Genomic DNA, 15,077 nt, shown 5'->3' with positions numbered 1-15,077 from the left:
GGCTATCCGGTTGAAAATGGCGCCGCCCGCGCCGCCGCGTCGCCATCGGAGTGGCAGCGGCTTTGCAGGCAGCCCAGTATTATAGGCGGCTGAACTCAGCAACCGGCTCGAACGAGCTTTCCGGGAACATGACAGAGACGATTGCCTTCATCGGCGGCGGCAACATGGCTGCGAGCCTGATCGGCGGACTGGTCGCTTCCGGCCACAAGCCTGGAGCGATTGCGGTCGTTGATACCGATCGGGCCAAGGCGGAAGCGCTGAGGCGACAGTACGGCATCAGCAATGCGAACAGCGCGACCGAGGCCGTGCGTGACGCGCAGGTCGTGGTACTCGCCGTCAAGCCGCAGGTGCTCCAGGCCGCCGTGCACGGGCTCAGCTTGCCCAGCGGCAGCGCCGTGATCTCGATCGCAGCAGGTATCCGCATCGACAGTCTGCGCCGTTGGCTCGGCCCGCAAGTCCAAATCGTACGCAGCATGCCGAACACGCCGGCGCTCTACCGCGCCGGCATGAGCGGCCTGTATGCGCCGCCAGAGACGCAAGCCGGGGCCCGCGAAGCCGCCCAATACGTGCTCGGCGCCGTCGGCGAGACCTGCTGGGTGGAGACCGAACCGATGCTCGACGCGCTCACCGCCGTGTCCGGCTCCGGCCCAGCCTATGTTTTCCAGTTGTGCGAAATGATGTGCAATGCCGGCATCGCGCTGGGCCTGCCGGCGGACACGGCGCGCCAACTGGCCACGCACACCGTCGCCGGTGCCGCGCGCATGCTCAGCGACAGCGACGAGGATGCCGCAGCGCTGCGCCTCCAGGTCACCTCCAAGGGTGGCACCACGGCGGCGGCCATCGAATCGCTGGAGAACGGCGGCGTCCGCAAGCTCTACAATGCCGCGCTCGAATGCGCAGCCCGCCGCGCCGCGGAACTGGGTGACGAACTGGACCGCAGCTGAAAGGAATGTCATGTCCGCGAATGTGAACAACGCGTTTTATTTTTTGGTCAACACGCTGCTGCAGCTGTACCTGATGGTGATGATCCTGAGGATTCTGCTGCAGCTGGTGCGTGCGGACTTCTACAACCCGGTATGCCAGGTGATCTGGAAGGTCACGCAGCCACTGGTCGATCTGCCGGGGCGCGTACTGCCGCGCTACCGCAATATCGACATAGCGGGAATTCTCGTCACCTACGTCTGTACGGTGATCTACATCTACGTGATCTTCGCGATCCTCGGCCTGGGCGTGCCGCTGATCCAGGCACTGTGGTTCGCCGTGCTGAAAATGGCCTGGCTGACTTTGCAGATCTATACCTTTTCGCTGCTGATCCAGGCCGTGCTGTCCTGGGTCGGCCCGGGCTACAACAATCCTGCTGGCAGCATCCTGTGGAGCCTCAACGAGCCATTGTTGCGCCCCGTGCGCCGCGTGATTCCACCAATCTCCGGGCTCGACCTGTCTCCGCTGGTGGTCATCCTGCTGCTCCAAGTGCTCGCCCGCCTGATCGGCGTTCCGGGGATTCTGCGCTGAAGTGAACGATTCGTCCCCCGCTCCGGAGGAATTCGGCGGCCTCGGCATCGTCGTACCGCAGCGCATCACGCTGGATGCGCCACTGTTGCTGGACTGTGGCCGCACCCTGGCGCAGCACGAGCTGATGGTGGAAACCTATGGCCGGCTCAATGCCGACCGTAGCAACGCCATTCTGATCTGCCACGCACTGTCCGGTGACCATCATGCTGCCGGCTTCCATGCTGCCGGCGACCGCAAGCCGGGCTGGTGGGACAACTGCATCGGGCCGGGGCGGCCGATCGATACCGATCGCTTCTTCGTGGTGTGCCTCAACAACCTTGGCGGCTGTCGCGGCTCCACCGGGCCGGGAACCATCAATCCGGACTCCGGCAAGCACTGGGGTCCGGACTTCCCCATCGTCACCGTTCGCGACTGGGTGCGCTCCCAGGCCTTGCTGGCCGATCATCTGGGCATCCGGCAATGGGCGGCGGGCATTGGCGGCAGCCTGGGCGGCATGCAGATCATGCAGTGGGCGATCGATCTGCCGGAGCGCATCCGGCACGCCATCGTCATCGCTGCGGCGCCCAAGCTTTCGGCGCAGAACATCGCCTTCAATGAAATCGCGCGTCAGGCCATCCTGTCAGACCCGGAGTTTCACGACGGCCATTTCTACGAGCACGGCACGGTGCCTTCGCGCGGGCTCAAGCTTGCGCGCATGCTCGGGCACATCACCTACCTCTCCGACGAGGCGATGCGCGCCAAATTCGGACGGGTGCTGCGCGGTGGCCACATGCAGTTCAACTACGAAGTCGAGTTCGAGGTTGAAAGCTATCTTCGTTATCAGGGCCAGCAGTTCGTGGATCGCTTCGATGCGAACACCTACCTGCTGATGACCAAGGCTCTGGACTATTTCGACCCAGCCCGCGACTACAGTGATGATCTGGTGGCCGCGCTGTCGCATGCCAGCGCCCGCTTCTTCGTCCTGGCCTTCGAGGCGGACTGGCGCTTCTCGCCGGAGCGCTCGCGCGAAATCGTGCAGGCCCTGGTCGCGGCCGGCAAGAACGTCAGCTATGCCCTGATCGAATCGCAACTGGGGCACGACGACTTCCTGATGCCCTTGCCGGAGTATCACCAGCTGTTGCGCGCCTACCTGAACCGTGTGGCGCTTGAGGTCGGCGCATGATCGCGCTGCGCCCTGAACTGCGAATCATCGCCGAATGGATCGAGCCCGGCGCCCGTGTGCTCGACCTCGGCTGCGGCGACGGCGCGCTGCTTGCACACCTGATGCAGAGCCGCGAGGTCTCGGGCTACGGCCTGGAGATCGACCCGGCCAACGTGCTTCGCTGTATCGAAAATGGCGTCAATGTCATCGAAGCCGACATCGACGCCGGCCTCGAGGAGTTCGGAGACCAATCGTTCGACTACGTGGTCATGTCGCAGGCGCTACAGGCCCTGCAGCATCCCGATCTCGCCATCCAGGAAATCCTCAGGGTCGGCCAGGTCGGGGTGCTGACGTTTCCCAACTTCGGCCACTGGCGTGCACGAACCCAGCTCGTACGCGGACGCATGCCGATGACGCCGGCCCTGCCCAGCCGCTGGTACGCCACTGAAAACATCCACCTGTGCACGGTCAACGACTTCGAAGCCCTGTGCCAGGAGCAGGCCTGGTCGATATTGCGGCGCAATTTCACCGGGCCGGCGCAGCGCCAGGGCTGGCTTTCGAGAACCATCCCCAACCTGTTCGCCGAAAGCGCGCTGTACATGCTCAAGGGCGCCATACCCGCCGCGGCGTAATGTCCTCGCGCGCCCTCAGCTGACTCCGGCACTACGCAACACGAGCTTGACCACCAGCGCCAGCACGATCACAAACACGATAGTCATCACCACGCCGAGAATCACGAAGTTGATGGCCTTGCCATGCTTGAAATCGCGTTCGCGATTGCGCCGGCTCTGGACGCCAAAAAACGCCGCAAGCACGCTCAGCAACTGATCGAACGGACCCGGTGACTTGTCGGCGCAACGCGGGGTGAACACGGCTCAGTATTCCGCGAGCAGCTTGCGCGATGAGCGGAACTCCGCCTTCATCATCATGCGCAAAGTATCACCGATCATCTTTTCCAGCTTGGCGCCGATCATGGGGACGCTCACATTGACATGCCAATGCATCTCCACCTGAACGCCGTCGGCCGCCTCGCCGAATTCGATGTCCGAACCGATCTTGGCCGGCGCATTGCGGACCTCCTGCCGAATGCTGGCCTTTCCCGTGGAAAAATCCCATTGTTCATGCTGGGTGATGACGATCTCGTCGCCCACGAACTTTTGCGCAATCGGCGGCAAGGCCTCCCCCAAGGGAGCCGAGTAGCGAACAGTCACCTTGATCACCTCGCCGACCCCCTCGTGCTCCAGCACTTCGGCGGTCTGCAGGCGCATGTCCTTGTATTTGCGCTCGAAGAAGGACTTGTCCTGAAGCATGCGAAAAAAGCGCTCCTGATTACCGCCGAGCTGCAAGGTTTCATCGAAATTCAGCATTGAAGGTCGTTCCCCATTTTGTACCCGTTCGCCAAGTGAGTGCCGCTGCCCGGCTGCCCCTCAACCGATTGTGCCAGCTCTCATGCAAGGAAAAGGCCGCCGGTGGAATCTGCCGGCGACCGATGATCGTCTCAGCGCTTATTTCGACGAATTCTTCTGCACCGAAGACGCGCTGAAGTGATTCTTGCTGAAATCGACGTCGAAGTTGTAGGGCTCGTCCTCGTTGAAGGCCGCCGTCACGAAGTACACACCCGAGTCGAAGTGGTAGATCACCTCCGGCACCGTGCCGGCCGACTGTACATTCGAAGCGACCGTCAGATGTCCCTCCTGAAACTGCCACAGTTCGTCGCGCTGATCGTAGTTATCCACGGCGACGATATTCCAGCTGTCCTCGTCGATATAGAACACCCGCTTCTTGATCTTGTGGCGAAGGCCGGGCTTGTTGTTGGCTTCCACCACCCAGACGCGATGCAACTCATAGCGCGGCAGATCCTGATTGACGTGATTCGGCGTCGCGATGTCCTTGTAGGTGACCTTGTCGCTGGCAACCTTGTTGTCGTTATAAGGAATGTACATCTCCTTCTTGCCGAGCAACTTCCAGTCGTAGTAGTCGAGGATGCCGTTGAACATATCGACCTGATCGTAGAATTGATAACCCTCGGTGCCCTCGTACGGATTGTCGCAACACACCGCCGGCGCGCGGCGAATGCGGCGGAAACCGGGATTGTAGAGCCAGGCCGACCGTCCCTCGTTGCCGGTACCGGTCTTGTCGTGCACCAGAATGTACTGGCCGGCCAGTCGAGGCGGCGCGACCGTTTCGGATAGGTAATACAGGTACGGCGTACCGTCCTCGAGTTCGACCGGGTTCTCGATGCTGGCGTAGGCGAACTGCACATCCTCGATCAGCTTGGTGAGCTGCATCGGCTGGTTCGGGCGCACGATCATCTGATTGTTGTAACGACGCACGCCTTCGCCGCGCCATTTCAGCTTGTGGTTCCAGATCGGTTCGGCGCCAGATTTCGGGATCGGGAACGGGAACCCGAGCGTTGCGCCCTGCGGGCGGTCCGGCGCAACCAGCTCCGCAGTCGTCGCATTCTTCTGAGTCGCTTCGTAGATCTCATCGGGGAAGGCGACGAAACGGTAGGACGGATACACGTTCATCTTGTAGTCGTCATAGCGCCCCAACAGCTCCTTGTGTCCCTCGGTGAGCTTATCGGCGTACTTGGCCATATTGGCCTTGGTGATCGTGAACGTCGGCTTCTCACCGTCGATATCGTCGTTATGTGGATACTCGCCACTGAGGTCGCCGTCCTGCTCGCCCGGCGTCCATTCTGGAATCGTGCCGTCCTTGTTGCCGGCCTTCTCGGCCCCGATCGGCGTCAGGTCCTTGCCTAGGCGTGCCGCTTCCTGCGCCGACACGGCCGCCAGGGCCGGCTCCGCAGCAAACAGAATCGCAGCGAATCCAAGGAAACCTGCAATGAGTGTGGTCTTCATAAACCCTCCTTCGGGTTTCTGAGCAGTTGAAATTCAGGATCGGGCGATCCTATCGGACCCGTGCAGGTGGCGCCAACTTGAAGTAAGAAATTGCCTACGCACTTGATTCAGCAGGGATTCAGGCGAGGCCGGCGGTTCAGAGCCGCGCCAGCAATCGTTCACGCGCCGACACTTCGGCGCCGAGCGTGGCCGCCATGATGAAAGCACCCGCCAGGCGGCGGTGCAGGAACACGATTTCACGTGGCGGCACTCTGAAGTACCGCGACAGGGCGTTGCGACTGGCGCGGGTGGTAACGCGCTTGAGCAGATCACTCTCGGCCCAACGATAAGCTCCCTGGGCATTGAACCATTGCTGGCCATCGCCAGCGTCATGGGGCTCCCGGAACGGCTCCATGATCAGCTCGCACAAGTCGACGAAGGCGGATACCACGTTCTGCGGAAACGCATCGTCCATCAGGCCGATCGCCCTGGCGCCATCGATGACACGTGCCGCATCACGCGCCAGCGCTCCGGCGACGATACTGCGATAGCCGTCGACAAAGCCGCGCCCGAAGATGCGCGTGGCACCGAAATCCAGCAATACGATGCGTGGGTGTCCGGCTTCCTGGCGGATCCGGTAATTGCCGAAATGGGGGTCGGTCTGGACCATGCCCCAGTCGAAGAATTCGATCAGGAACAGATCCAGGAAATTCAGGGCCAGCTCGTTTCGCACCGACTGCGGCAGCGACTGCACGGCCTTGGCGCGAGCTCCCTCGCCGGGCTCGAAACTGGTGGCCAGCACCTGATCGCTGCAGAACTCGCGGTAGATCCTGGGCACGACGTAGCGCTCGTCATCGGCCAGCCGTTCAGCGAAATCCTCGGTGAAACGCCGTTCGGCAACGTAGTCGACCTCGCGATGCAGCATCTCGCGCACTTCGGCAAAGATCGAGTTGAGATCGAGGCCACGCGGCGCCAAGCGTGTCATGCCGATCACACGCGACAAGGTGTTGACGTCGCTTTCGATCGCATCGCCCACACCGGGGTACTGAATCTTCAACACCAGTTCGGCACCATCCGAGCGGCGCCGGGCTCGATGTGCCTGCCCCAGTGAAGCGGCGGCCAAGGGACGCTCGTCGACCTCAAGCTCTGCGAGGCGCTGCTTGCCGAGGCCACGCTCCAGTACGGGCGCCACCACTGGCCAGGCGACAGCCGGGGTGTCGTCCTGCAGGCTGGACAGAACATCCACGGCTTCGGGTGGCAGGAAATACTGCCCGTACAGCGACAGCATCTGCCCAGCCTTCATGATGCTGCCCTTGAGCTGGCCGAGTTCGTCGGCCATTACCTGCGCCTCGCGCGCGTAGAACACGCGATCGGCATCCGCGCGCCCACCGGCATCGCGAAACAGGTTCGAGAACGAGTGCGCAGCGATCTTCGCACCGGTGCCGAAACCCAGACGCGCCATGCGCAAATTGCGCTCGAAGGGGCGGGTTGTGAGCTTCGTCATGCTAGGCTTGAGGCGCTTTTCATCTCCGTCCATAGACGTCCGTCAAATCCCCTGCTGGAGGGCCAATGGCGAGCCTGCCGGATCTGCTGCTCGCGGACCATCACCGCGAAGAACTCATCAACGATTGCACTCAACTGGTCGAGCGTTTCGTCTCGAAGCGATCCGGCCTCAAAGGCTTGGCGTACAAGGCGGCGCTTTCGACCGCCAATTCCGCGAAGCCGAATTTCCTGCGCAACGCCATGCGCAAGCTGATTCCGGAATTCGCGGTGGCGCTCGATCCACTGTATCAGGAGTTCAGCCAGAGTAGCGCCGGCGATTTTAGCGTCTATCTGCAGAAGCATTCCGAACGCGCGATCCCGGCGATGCTCGGCGTCGCCGATGCGCGCGTCGCCCGCGCCGATCACAAGTCGCTGCAGGCGCTCTACAACAAGCTGCGCAAGGGCGTGGAGTCGGACATGCAGACGATCTTTCCGGACCTTTCGCGTGTGTTGACCACCTATCTCGGTTGAAGCATCGTTTCGTGGAGACTAACTTTAGCGTTCATTTTACAAAATGTTGGACGCCACTTACGAAACGCTCGCAATCGAGACTCAATGAACATAGCGGCCTCGCACGGCCGAGGGCAGAAAGTCTCTGGTACCGATACCGGGTACGTCGAATTGCGCTTCGGGATCGTCGACTCGTAGCCGGTTGACGAAATAGCGCCCGTCCTTGAGGTCGTAGGTCACCACCGGCGCACAGTCCGCCGCGCGAATCCCGGGATGATAGTTCAGGTGTCCCTCCTGGAAACGCCACAACCGTCCCTCGCTGTCGTAATTCTCGACCAACACCACGTTCCAGCTGTCCTCGTCGACATAGAACACACGGCGCCCGAAGCTGTGCCGGGTGCCCTCCCGTGACGTGGCTTCGACCACCCAGACGCGATGCAGCTCATAGCGCAGGACTTGCGACGGAAGATGCCCCGGCTTGAGCAAGGTCTTGGCCGCGTACACGCCCTCCGCCAACTTGCGGTTGTTATACGGGATGTAGAGCTCACGCTTGCCGGCCAGCTTCCACACATAGCGGTCGAACGGGCCGTTGTACATGTCGAGCATATCGACGAAGTAGAGGCCTTCTGAGCCCGGAAACACCTGGTCATAGCCAACCGGCGGCAAGCGGAACAGGCGCGGCACACCAGGCGGCTGCACCCAGATGGCGCGCGGCGACCGCTCCGCATTGGCGGTTTCGTGCACCAAAGCCAGAAAGTCGTCACCGCTGCCGGTAAACCAAGTGAGGTAGTACAGCAGCACATTGTCCTGCTGCAGATCCGAGGGCGCGTCCAGATTGGCGTATCGAGCCAGCAGGCGCTCGTGCTGCTTGAGGCGGCTACTGGTGGCGCCGTTCGCCTGCACCACCACCTGGGTGGTGCGCCGCTCCATGGAATTGCCGCGCCAACGCAGGCGGTGATTCCACATCACCTCAACGCCCGTTTGTGGATGGATGAACGGAAAGCCCAGGCGCGCGCCGGTCAAGGTATCCGCACCCACGAGCTTCGCGCGTTCCAGGTTGTCGGCGCTGGCAATGTCGATAGCCTTCGGATACACGACGCTGCGCTGGCTGGCATGAACCGGCATCGCAAAATCGGGGTAGGCCTCGAACATCGCGCGATAGCCCGGCGCCAGCTTGTCGGCATAACGCGCCTGGTTCGCGGCGTCGATCGTGAACTCGGGCGCGCGCTCGCTGGCCGACACCGTTTTTCCGGTCCAGGGCGGGATCGTGCCATCAGCGTTACCCCCGGCTTCGGCGCCGACCGGCGTCAGCCCATCGCCGGACGTGCCTGCGGCGCTCGGCGTCACATCAAGGCGTCGTTCCTCGAAGCCTCCGCCGAGACGTGCCTGCAGATCGTCGGGCGCACCCCGTTGCTGGGCCTGTCGTTCCACGGCGGCGCGCATCGCCTGCTCACGCGCACGACCTGACTGCAGATAGTCGCTCCACGACCTCGACAGTTTCTGCTGCGCGGCGTTGCCGCGCGGACCACTGCTCAGTGCGGCCAACGCACCGTCTATATCGGCCTGCTGATAGCGCGCCATCGCCAGCGAGAAATGCACGTCGGCGCCATCGTCACCGGCGGCGATGGCGCGTTCAAAAGCCCGCTCGGCCTCGGCGTAGCGCTCCTGATCCATGTGGATCTGTGCCAGCTGCACCAGCAGTTGCGGATCGGTTCGATCCTGCAAGGAGGCCTCGATCGCAGTGCTCGCGAGCCGCGCTTCGCGCGCGGCGAGCCAGAGCTGGGCCAGCAGATGCCGCCGCTCAGCGGACGATGGCACGGTGCCGTCTTCGATCCAACGACGCAGCAATGAAGCTGCCTGAAACGGTGCCCCGATGCGGGCCGTCAGGCGCAGCAACTGCATGCGCTGTTCCGGTTCGCTGAGCATGCCCTGCCGCGCCGCCAGTTCCAGCAGAGCCTGGGCGCGCGTATCGCGCTTTGCCTTGAGCTGCCAGGCTGCCGCATCGAGCCAGGACTGGTCCTGTTGCGGAGCGCGACGCAGCACCCGCAATGCGAGATCGGCCGCCGCGGCGTCATCGCCCAGCCCGGCATGGACCGCCTGCAGGGCGCGCAGCCAGGACAGGTCCACGGCAGCGCCAGCCGCCTCCACCGCCGAGCGCAGCATGGGCAAGGCTTCGGTGTAGCGCCGCTTGCGCGCATAGGCGGCGCCAAGGGCGGCGCGCTGCGCGGGCGACATCGTTCGACCGGATCGCCGCATCGGCTCCAGGCTGCCGATCACGGCGTCAGGGTCGCCGCTGGCGCTGCGCAGCCCGGCGAGATCCTCACGCATCGCCTGTTCGGCTACGCCCGACAGCGCGCCCGTCGCCAGGGCTTGATCGAGATAGTCCGCCGCCTGCCTGTAGCGCCCCGCCGCCGCCTCGCGCGCCGCCAGTTCGCGCAGCAGCAGGGCGCGTGGGTACGGCTCCCGGATCTTTTTCAACAGCGCCGCCGGGTCCTGTTGCCCTATTTCCGGCGGGGGCTTCGACAGTTCGCGCACGTTGCTGCGGTACTGATCGGCGAAGGCGTTCGACGCCACCCCCAACAGCAAGGCCGCAATCAGCAGACTTGCCCGGCATGCTTGCGCAATGCTTGGACCGAGCCTGTCTGTGCATCGGATCATTGCGGACGACTCAGCGTGGGTAGTTGTAGGCACAATCGGCCGGGTCCATCTCGACCCGCTGCTTCACTTCACGCGCATTGTCGTGCGAAGCATAGATCCAGTTGGAGACGCTTTCGACCGCAGCGGCTTCATAGACTCCGCGCGGGTCGGCGTCGACGATGCGCACATCGCGCACCCGGCCATTCGGCATCACCGTGAACACGACCTCGACCCAGCCCTGAATCTTGCGCTTGCAGGCCCAGTCCGGCATTTGCGGACGTGCGGTCGAAAGCGGTACCAAGGGCTTTCCGCTGAAGCCCTGACCCTGTCCGTACCCGCCGCCGCCCGAGCCGGTGCCGCCGCCGGCGCCAAATCCGGCGAAGCTGCCACTGCCCAGCGTCGGTCCGCCGGACAGACTGGCCGGCATTGCCACATCGATCTCGCTGGGCGTCACGGCCGCGGCCGCAGGCAAGGGAATCTCCGGGCGGGCCAGCGCAGCCGGCGCCGGTGGCGGCGGCGGTGGCGGTGCCTGCGCCAGCGCCTGCTGCGTCTGTTGCGGCTGTTCGGGCGGCGGTGCCGTGGCGATCTCGGCGACACGGCGCGCGTCGTCCAACGGCGCTTCGGGTGGCGCGATCATCGCCTGCATCAGCCAGAACAGCACCAGGACCACCAGCAGCGCGATGCACAGGGCGCCGCCGACGCGCGGCGTCGCCATCATGGCGTTCGCTGCGCGGACACCGCGACGTTACGAACGCCGGCCAGTCTGGCCTGGTCCATGGCTTCGACCAGCAAACCGGCACGCGCGTCCCGGTCCGCCTGCACCACCACGCTGGCGTCCGGATCCTTGCCGCGCAGGGTTTCGATGGCAGCACGCAGTCCGCGGATGTCGACGCGCTGACCGTCGATCCAGATCTCACCGTTCGGCGCGATCGCCACCAGAATGTTCACGCGCTCCTGCTTTTGCGCGGTCTGCGCATTGGGCCGGTTGATCTCGATGCCAGCCTCGCGAATGAAGGTAGTGGTCACGATGAAGAAGATCAGCATGATGAACACCACGTCCAGCATCGGCGTGAGGTCGATGCCGTTGTCCTCGGGAGGACTGTCGTGGCGTTTCATCTTCATTCGCCGCTTCCCGCTTCGAGCAGTTCGCCGAAGCGCTCCGATTCACCGCGCACACGCCCGTTGAGGCGGTGCATCGGCAACAGGCCCGAAATACCCACGATCATGCCGGCCATCGTCGGCACGGTGGCGCGGGACACGCCGGCCGCCATCGCCTGGGCGTCGCCGGTGCCGGTCAGCGCCATCACATCGAACACCTCGATCATGCCGGTCACGGTGCCGAGCAGGCCGAGCATCGGACAGGCCGCGATCAGCGTGCGGATCAGCGGCAGCGTCGCCGACATCGACTGCGATGCCCGGCCGATCATCGCCGCGCGCACTCGCCGTGAAGCCCAGTCCCGCCGATCCGGTCGCTGTTGCCAGAGCGTGCTGGCGTGTGCACGTGCCTGTGGGTAGGCGCGCAGAAACCACAGCCAGCGTTCGACGATCAGGGTCCACATGAGCACGCCGGCGAACAGCACGGTCCACAGCACCCATCCGCCGGCATCGAGAAAATCGGCGACGGAACGGGCCGGCGCCAGCCATTCAAACATCGGATGCACCGGAGCGCCGATCCAGCCGCCGCGCCAGCGCCAGGGCGGACTGCTCGTCCAGAATCTGCACGATCGCGCGCGAACGCGTCTGCAGCAGGCTGTTGAGGAACAGCAGAGGGATCGCCACCACCAGGCCCAGCACGGTCGTGACCAGAGCCTGTGAGATGCCTCCCGCCATCAGTTTGGGGTCATTGGTTCCGAACACGGTGATCGCCTGGAAAGTGAGTATCATCCCGGTCACCGTGCCCAGCAGCCCCAGCAAGGGTGCCACGGCCACGAACAGGCGCAACAAACCCTGAAACCGCTCAAGCCGCGGTGCCTCGCGCACCACTGCCTCGGACAGTTTGAGTTCCAGCAGCTCCGGATCGTCGCCATCGGCTTGGTCCACGGCAAGCATTACGCGCCCCAGGGGATTACCGGCGTCCGGTTGCTCGATTCGCGCAAGCTGGCCCTGCACCCGAACCGCGCCGCGTGTCAGCCAGGCCGACTGCAGCATCGCAAGCAGCAGACCGACCGCGCCGATCGTCAATATCAGATAGCCGACCGCGCCACCCTGCCCCAGCCGCTCGAACAGGCGCGGCTTTTCGGACTCGATCTTCAGCAGCTCGCCGCGCGTAGGGTCAATCAGAATGGCGGTGGACTCGCCTGCGGGCGCCTCCACGAAATCGTCGATCAGCCCGTGCAAACCCGGCGCCGGCTGACGCGGCAGTAACTGCAAGGCACCGTCGTCGCCACGCACCAGATAGCCGGCTTCAGTGAATGCCGTGAAGGGCCCGACCCGCGTCACCCGCTGTTGGCTGCGTTCGCCATCGGTAGCCACGACCGCGGCGTCAAAACCGTCCACTTCACCCTGCGCCCGCAGTTCGCGCAGGAACCACAGCTGAAAGGCCTCGATCTGGGCCAGTCGCGGCAGGCGCCGCCCATCCGCCAAGGTGCCGAGCAGGGATTCGCCCTGCGGGAACTGCGCACTGACCAGCGAACCCTGTGCCTGCTGGCGCAACTCCCCGGCCGCGGAGCGCAGTGTCGAATAGACCTGACCGAGTTCGCCGACGCCGTCATCGAGCTTCTTGCGCGCGGCAAGCAGTTCGGCCTGCTGAGTGTCGTAACGGGATTTGGCCGCCGCGGCCTTCTTTCGGGCGCTGGCCAGCTTGGCCTCGGCCTCGCGCATCAGCGCCTCACGCTGCTGCTTTTGCTCGACAAAGCGCGCCTCGCGCTCGCGATTGAGCGTGGCACTGTCCTGCGCCGATTCACGCAGCTCCTGCAGCAAGGCATCGAAGTCCGCGTCCGGCGCCTGAGCGAACAGCGCACTGCAAAAACCCATCAGGCACAAAACCGTCAGTGCGCGGCACATCACGCCGGTCATTGGGGCGCTCCCGGTGCCGCCAGCGGCAGCACCAGCATCGAGGCGGCCGCGGTCTCACGCGCGATGCGCAGGCCCTGACGGATATCGGGCTCGAACCGGTCCGGCAGTACGTGCCATGCCTGTTGCTGTGCGTCCCAGGCGCCGACCTCGGCGCCGTCGAGCTGGCGATAGAACAGGCCCACACGGCCCACGCGCAGAATGTCGACCACCGCGCCATCCTCGTCCAGCGCCGCGCGCTCGGCGCCGAGCCCGCGGCCGTACTCGTACTCGACCCGATAGGCATCGATCAGACGTGAGAAATTTTCGGCCGTGCTCGTCGCCGGGTCGGCAAAGCTGCGGCGCAGATTGTCGACGCGTTCCTGGCGTTCGCCCTGCAGGAACGGCAGATCCTCGTCGACGAACTGTTCCAATCCGTCCAGCATGCGCAGCATCAGCGGCAGAATCTCGCGCTCCGTCACCTGCAGTTCGTCGAGTTGCGAGCGCAAGGACGCCATTTCCTCGGACTGCGTGCCCAACAGCTGGTCGAGTTGCCCAGCGTAGGCGTCCAGCTGCTGGCTTTGCCAAAGTGCCGCGCGGTAGCGCTGCAGCGCCTCACGCGTCGCGTCGTCCAACTGGTTGATCCGCGTCTGCGAACGGATGTTGTCGCGCTGACGCTGCATCGTCGAATCCAGCGCCTGGTCCACTTGCGCGGCGCTGTCCTGCGCCGCGGCCGTTCCTGTCCCGACAATGATCAGAACGCCCGCCAGAATCGCGGCGCGCCCGCTGCGCAATCTCCTCATGATGGAGGCGTACCCACAATAGAAAGTCTGTAGCAGAGCGCTCGAAAACGCGCTGGTACAGGCTTTCTGCAAGGCAATCTATCATAGGACCGGAGCATTTCGACTCGTCCGAAATACGCAGTCCGGAGTATGCAAGCAAATGGCGCAACAGCACAGCCCCGCCTTCGTCGCCCTGGTCGAACAGGCGCGCACAAGAATCCGCGAGATTCCGGCGGTCGAACTCGCCGCTGCGCTGCAGGCTGCACCGGGCGCCCAGTTGATCGACGTGCGCGAGCGCAGCGAGTACGACGACGGCCACGTGCGCGGTTCGCGCTGGCTCGGCAAGGGCATCATCGAACGCGACATCGAAACCGTCGTGCCCGACCCCGACACACCGCTGTACCTGTATTGCGGCGGCGGATACCGCTCTGCACTGGCGGCCGACAACCTGTCACGCATGGGCTATTCCAAGGTCGTGTCGGTGGAGGGCGGCTGGCGGGCGCTTGAAACGCTGATGCCCGTCGAATCATGACCGTACGCGGACGCCGAAACCAAGAACGGAGCCCAAGCAGGCCCCGTTCTTCATCACGCTGGCGCAGCCTCACTCGCTCGGCAGGGTCACCAAGGGCTGCAGGTTGGCACGCACGTCGCGCGCGTCGAAAGCCTGAGGATTGTCGGCCGGCTTCTCGCCGCTGAATACCTGAATGTTGGCGCTGGCCTCGTAGCTCGTGATCGGATACGAATCGCCACTGCTGACCGCGACCGACGGATACCAGTAGTAATGGCCGAAGCCGCTATACGCATTGATGCTCTGGCGGTAGCGCGTATCGGCCTCGGTGGAATTGTCGACCAGCACGAAGTAGTCGTTGCCGGACTGCAGCGTCAGCTCCGCGGCGCGGTACAGCAGATAGTTTTCAACGGTATCGCGCGGCGTCGAGGAATTGCCGCTGAAGCTGATGCGGTAACGGTTCGACTCCAGTTTCTGATCCGAATAGCCGTAGCCGTTACGCAGCGGCTGGTACGGAGTCGTGGTGGAACAGGCGGAAATCGTGATGGCGCTCAGCAACAGGGCGCCGATGGTGTGGAGCTTGTTCATTGAACGACCTTGGGTTCCGTGTCTCGTCTGAAATGGGTATGCGAACAAACGGCGCCCGCGGATGCCAGGCGCCAGAATCCGAACGG

General features: G+C 64.0%; 17 protein-coding genes. 6 read left to right on the top strand and 11 right to left on the bottom strand.

Annotated features, from left to right (window positions below; genetic code table 11):
• Nucleotides 1–128: 128 nt before the first annotated feature.
• Genes proC through metW form a run of 4 tightly spaced genes read left to right on the top strand, consistent with a single transcriptional unit; the run spans nt 129 to nt 3,285 of the window.
• Entirely contained in the window at nt 129–944 is an 816-nt protein-coding gene (gene proC, locus RM530_RS10015; protein ID WP_311365090.1) for a pyrroline-5-carboxylate reductase, read from the top strand.
• Nucleotides 945–954: 10 nt separating this feature from the next.
• Nucleotides 955–1,512 carry a YggT family protein gene (locus tag RM530_RS10010; RefSeq protein ID WP_311365089.1) on the top strand — a complete coding sequence of 186 codons (558 nt, stop codon included), beginning with the start codon at nt 955–957 and terminating at the stop codon, nt 1,510–1,512.
• Between the two features lies 1 nt (nt 1,513).
• On the top strand, nt 1,514–2,674 hold the full coding sequence (gene metX, locus RM530_RS10005) for a homoserine O-succinyltransferase MetX (protein ID WP_311365088.1): 1,161 nt from the start codon (nt 1,514–1,516) through the stop codon (nt 2,672–2,674).
• Nucleotides 2,675–2,679: 5 nt separating this feature from the next.
• Complete coding sequence (metW, locus tag RM530_RS10000; protein ID WP_349256216.1) at nt 2,680–3,285, top strand: methionine biosynthesis protein MetW; 606 nt, start codon at nt 2,680–2,682, stop codon at nt 3,283–3,285.
• Between the two features lie 15 nt (nt 3,286–3,300).
• Here the strand turns inward: metW and RM530_RS09995 are convergent, their stop codons facing one another.
• The 4 genes from RM530_RS09995 to RM530_RS09980 all read right to left on the bottom strand — a co-directional run bounded on the left by RM530_RS09995 (nt 3,301) and on the right by RM530_RS09980 (nt 6,997).
• On the bottom strand, nt 3,301–3,525 hold the full coding sequence (locus RM530_RS09995) for a DUF2970 domain-containing protein (RefSeq protein WP_311365086.1): 225 nt from the start codon (nt 3,523–3,525) through the stop codon (nt 3,301–3,303).
• A gap of 3 nt (nt 3,526–3,528) precedes the next feature.
• The gene (locus RM530_RS09990; protein ID WP_311365085.1) at nt 3,529–4,020 is read right to left on the bottom strand and encodes a DUF2505 domain-containing protein; all 492 of its coding nucleotides are present in this window, start codon (nt 4,018–4,020) and stop codon (nt 3,529–3,531) included.
• Between the two features lie 138 nt (nt 4,021–4,158).
• A complete protein-coding gene (locus tag RM530_RS09985; RefSeq protein WP_311365084.1) occupies nt 4,159–5,514 on the bottom strand; it encodes a DUF1329 domain-containing protein in 1,356 nt (451 codons plus the stop codon).
• Between the two features lie 136 nt (nt 5,515–5,650).
• On the bottom strand, nt 5,651–6,997 hold the full coding sequence (locus RM530_RS09980) for an ABC1 kinase family protein (RefSeq protein ID WP_311365083.1): 1,347 nt from the start codon (nt 6,995–6,997) through the stop codon (nt 5,651–5,653).
• 65 nt (nt 6,998–7,062) lie between these two features.
• Between RM530_RS09980 and RM530_RS09975 the strand changes: the two genes are divergently transcribed.
• Nucleotides 7,063–7,506, top strand: coding sequence for a DUF6918 family protein (locus RM530_RS09975; protein WP_311365082.1), 444 nt, complete (start codon nt 7,063–7,065; stop codon nt 7,504–7,506).
• 81 nt (nt 7,507–7,587) lie between these two features.
• Here RM530_RS09975 and RM530_RS09970 read toward each other — a convergent pair whose 3' ends face one another.
• From RM530_RS09970 to RM530_RS09945, 6 genes are read right to left on the bottom strand one after another with little or no spacing between them, the layout of a single operon-like run.
• Nucleotides 7,588–10,143, bottom strand: a complete 2,556-nt coding sequence (locus RM530_RS09970) for a DUF1329 domain-containing protein (RefSeq protein ID WP_311365081.1) — start codon at nt 10,141–10,143, stop codon at nt 7,588–7,590.
• A gap of 10 nt (nt 10,144–10,153) precedes the next feature.
• Nucleotides 10,154–10,840, bottom strand: a complete 687-nt coding sequence (locus RM530_RS09965) for an energy transducer TonB (RefSeq protein WP_311365080.1) — start codon at nt 10,838–10,840, stop codon at nt 10,154–10,156.
• On the bottom strand, nt 10,837–11,244 hold the full coding sequence (locus RM530_RS09960; RefSeq protein WP_311365079.1) for an ExbD/TolR family protein: 408 nt from the start codon (nt 11,242–11,244) through the stop codon (nt 10,837–10,839). The genes RM530_RS09965 and RM530_RS09960 overlap by 4 nt, the downstream gene beginning before the upstream one ends.
• Nucleotides 11,241–11,774 carry a MotA/TolQ/ExbB proton channel family protein gene (locus tag RM530_RS09955; protein ID WP_311365078.1) on the bottom strand — a complete coding sequence of 178 codons (534 nt, stop codon included), beginning with the start codon at nt 11,772–11,774 and terminating at the stop codon, nt 11,241–11,243. Before RM530_RS09955 ends, RM530_RS09960 begins: the two co-directional genes overlap by 4 nt.
• Nucleotides 11,767–13,137, bottom strand: coding sequence for a MotA/TolQ/ExbB proton channel family protein (locus tag RM530_RS09950; protein WP_311365077.1), 1,371 nt, complete (start codon nt 13,135–13,137; stop codon nt 11,767–11,769). The genes RM530_RS09955 and RM530_RS09950 overlap by 8 nt, the downstream gene beginning before the upstream one ends.
• Nucleotides 13,134–13,916: a DUF3450 domain-containing protein gene (locus RM530_RS09945; RefSeq protein WP_311365076.1), complete on the bottom strand. Its 783-nt coding sequence runs from the start codon at nt 13,914–13,916 to the stop codon at nt 13,134–13,136. The genes RM530_RS09950 and RM530_RS09945 overlap by 4 nt, the downstream gene beginning before the upstream one ends.
• Before the next feature lie 139 nt (nt 13,917–14,055).
• On the opposite strand from RM530_RS09945, the gene RM530_RS09940 reads away from it, so the two are divergent.
• On the top strand, nt 14,056–14,427 hold the full coding sequence (locus RM530_RS09940; protein WP_311365075.1) for a rhodanese-like domain-containing protein: 372 nt from the start codon (nt 14,056–14,058) through the stop codon (nt 14,425–14,427).
• A 69-nt stretch (nt 14,428–14,496) separates the two neighbouring features.
• Here the strand turns inward: RM530_RS09940 and RM530_RS09935 are convergent, their stop codons facing one another.
• Entirely contained in the window at nt 14,497–14,991 is a 495-nt protein-coding gene (locus RM530_RS09935) for a CC0125/CC1285 family lipoprotein (protein ID WP_311365074.1), read from the bottom strand.
• Nucleotides 14,992–15,077 lie beyond the last annotated feature (86 nt).

The organism is Banduia mediterranea (assembly GCF_031846245.1).
Taxonomy (GTDB): domain Bacteria; phylum Pseudomonadota; class Gammaproteobacteria; order Nevskiales; family Nevskiaceae; genus Banduia; species Banduia mediterranea.
This window is presented reverse-complemented; position numbering and strand designations above follow the sequence as displayed.